Source organism: Limnohabitans sp., assembly GCF_040400975.1.
In the GTDB taxonomy this organism is placed as follows: Bacteria; Pseudomonadota; Gammaproteobacteria; order Burkholderiales; family Burkholderiaceae_C; genus Limnohabitans_A.
Map to the genome: position 1 here is coordinate 1 of NZ_JBBAPF010000078.1, position 2,717 is coordinate 2,717.

The 2,717-nt window shown below is 58.9% G+C and carries 4 protein-coding genes; 3 read left to right on the forward strand and 1 reads right to left on the reverse strand.

Annotated elements, in window-relative coordinates:
* On the forward strand, nt 1-685 hold a 685-nt coding region (locus ABWQ00_RS15805; protein ID WP_353239614.1), incomplete at its 5' end, for a hypothetical protein.
* Between the two features lie 639 nt (nt 686-1,324).
* The gene (locus tag ABWQ00_RS15810; protein ID WP_353239615.1) at nt 1,325-1,993 is read left to right on the forward strand and encodes a hypothetical protein; all 669 of its coding nucleotides are present in this window, start codon (nt 1,325-1,327) and stop codon (nt 1,991-1,993) included.
* Between the two features lie 84 nt (nt 1,994-2,077).
* Here the strand turns inward: ABWQ00_RS15810 and ABWQ00_RS15815 are convergent, their stop codons facing one another.
* A complete protein-coding gene (locus ABWQ00_RS15815) occupies nt 2,078-2,311 on the reverse strand; it encodes a hypothetical protein (RefSeq protein ID WP_353239616.1) in 234 nt (77 codons plus the stop codon).
* Here ABWQ00_RS15815 and ABWQ00_RS15820 point away from each other — a divergent pair.
* Nucleotides 2,310-2,636: a hypothetical protein gene (locus ABWQ00_RS15820; protein WP_353239617.1), complete on the forward strand. Its 327-nt coding sequence runs from the start codon at nt 2,310-2,312 to the stop codon at nt 2,634-2,636. The two genes, ABWQ00_RS15815 and ABWQ00_RS15820, sit on opposite strands and share 2 nt — an antisense overlap.
* Nucleotides 2,637-2,717: the final 81 nt, after the last annotated feature.

The window sequence follows — 2,717 nt, forward strand, 5'->3', positions numbered from 1 at the left end:
ACTATATTTGGGAGAGACGCATTTGATCTGGCCCTTCATCATCGATCCCAGTATGGGCGGCTATCCGCTGACCCGGAAGCGGAGGATCACAGTCGCGGTGAAACGTGCCTGGTGCCTTCACAGCGTGCCTGTGCTGATGTGCCCATCGACCCCGCTGGACTATTTCCGCGCAGCCCTTGTCACGGATGGCATGATATTTTGGTCTGCGTCGCGAGAGGACCTTGACGTTGCTCGGGTCAAGTTGGGCGGCAGGCCTGGGCAGGTGTTCGAGGAGTTACTGCCAGTGGGCTGCCGCCAGCACCTGCATGACAATCGGGATGCATTGCTGACCCAGTCTGAACGGTTGCCTTGCCACCTCTGGGACCTGAAAGACACCGCAGCCTACAGCCATGGCGCCAGGCGACACCTGCGGTGCCTCTTGACGAAGTCGCACCCTTGGTGCCATGAGATGGAGCGCAGCCTCCTGCCCGCAGAGGCTCTACAAGCGATGGGCCTGCCTGCCTTTGCCACGACAGTTGCGCAGTTGCCGGTGCGGAACCCATTCATCTCTTTGGTGTTGGGAGGGGGTCTGACAGATTGTGAGCTGCGATCTTTGTGCGGAAACGGATTCCATGTGCCGACTGTGGGAGTGGTTGTCATTTGGCTGTTGGCACTTCCAGTGTGGACGCAGCATTGGAAGATCTGACAAAAGACCGTATCAGTCCCTGTTTTGCATGACCCTCAGCACTACCGTGATCATCCGCATCAGCGCCATCACTATCGAACACACGAACCCACATCAGCAGCATCAGCACCAGCGCGCATCAGCTCCAGCGCCAGATGTCTGCATCGTGCCTCCGTGCGTTGATGCTCACAGGATTTTTGATGTGCCCACATCCAGTCAGAGTTCGCCGAAAGCGATCAAGCCACTTCCGAGGCCCGGATAGAGCAGCAGCGGAATCATGGTCAAGGAGCCTGCCGAGTCTGCAGTCGTGACTTACCTGGAACAGGCCCTCGAGAACATTATGAGTTGCGACGTGGACCGCCTCTTTTGCGACGACGACCTCGGCTCGGTTGCCGGCCCACTGTTTGGAGAAGAGGGTGGTGGCGGCGCCGTTCGGGGCAAGGCAGCTGCGCGGCGCGGCGCTACCGACGTTGGTGTTGAGCGACCATGCTGGGTTTGCGGCTGCCTGAAGCCTCGCACGGACTTCCCAAACAAGGGGGCCATGCGCACGGCTTAGCTTATCTGACATTTGTGGGGTGGGCGGGGCTGATGCTTCCAAGGGTTAGCAGGGCCGGCCGGGTCGATTGAATCTATAGTCAATTTGCTCATCAACGGAGGTGCTTGATCTGCGACCACCACAACGAGTCCCTCCAGCGGCTGCTCCGCAAGAGGTGGACATCTGACTACAAGACTCGGTGGAAGGATGTGACCGCTGACAAAGAGAATCATGCCAGCAGCATCATGGAGCATCGGTTCAACAACGAGGGCAAGTCCAAGCGCGTATTGAACTCAGAGCTAGAGAGCCTGCAGCAGAAGCGGGCCAAAAGGAAGTCCAAAGTCCACCGCAACATCTATGCCCCCCTCACCTACGAGGCATTCAGAGACCATTTCTCCAAGCCTTTAAACGGCGGATTTATAGATGCCCAACTTGTTGACAAGTGGCAAGATATCGTCAAATCGCAGGCTCCAGTGGACTCTGCAGGAGTGGTGGCCGGCAAGTCCGGCTTCAAACGCTATCGGGTGAAGATCGGCGAGCAGGAGTTCTCTGACAGCGGCGAGGAGGAGGAGCGCTCGCACCTGGTGGGCATGCGGCCGCGGAAACAGTTGAAGGCTGAGGATGCAGACGACTTCGTCGCAGGACGCCTTGTTGCAGTTGGTAGGGGTGCTGTTCGTAGGGGTCTGATCATGAGGCTCACGAGGCTCACCACACCCCAAAAACTCATGGGCATTCTGGTCATGAGGCTCGCCGGGGCCTGTTGGGTTTGTAGGTTTGTTGGAAGGGGTGTTTGAAAGGGTATTGCGAGAAACCTCAACAAGCCAAGATGTCAACGTGTGACCCCCCTTTCCGTCCGTTGAAGGACGAGCCACGTTCGACTACGATGGCACGGAGGAGCCGCTGCCCGCTGCATTGCAAGCGTCGATGGCGCCGGTGGTGCCCTCCAGCAGCGCATCGTCCACGACAGCTCCGGCGCCCATGAGCCCCACGACCACCTGCTCAGGGGCACAGAGCAGCTGTGGCGACACGCCCCGGGCCAAAGTCCAGGCTGGCAAGCCGTGGTCGGCGGGCGCTGCGCACGCAAAGGCGGAGACGGACTGGAAGCGTGCCATGGCCGACATAACCTCGGCGGCGCAGGCTGCGAGCGCGCATATTCATGAGGCCTTTGGCTCGTGGTCTCTCATCGCCCAGGACATGCAGGTTAATTGCCAAGGCTACAAGAACTTGGCTGACAAAGCTGAGTCTGTGATGGCCTTGTTGCTTGGCGGCAAGGTGGACGGCAAGTCTTGGAAGGACACGTTGGCTGACAATGGGGCCAACAAGTTTGACTTCATTCCAGAGGCGCAGCTCATCCTCACAATGCCGGAGCTCACATTGATGCTGGCCGAGATCGCCAGCACACGGACCCCGGGACGAGCTCATCAAGAAGGTGGCTGACATGGCCACTGCAAGGAAAGCCTTTTCAAAGGCGCTTGCGGCCATCACTAAGGCTGCCAAGGACCTGAGCAAGGCCATTGC

Excerpts from the sequence above, each read along its gene's own strand:
- ABWQ00_RS15815 (WP_353239616.1), bottom strand. The coding sequence starts at position 2,311 with ATGGCACGCTTCCAGTCCGTCTCCGCCTTTGCGTGCGCAGCGCCCGCC.
- ABWQ00_RS15820 (WP_353239617.1), top strand. The coding sequence starts at position 2,310 with ATGGCCGACATAACCTCGGCGGCGCAGGCTGCGAGCGCGCATATTCAT.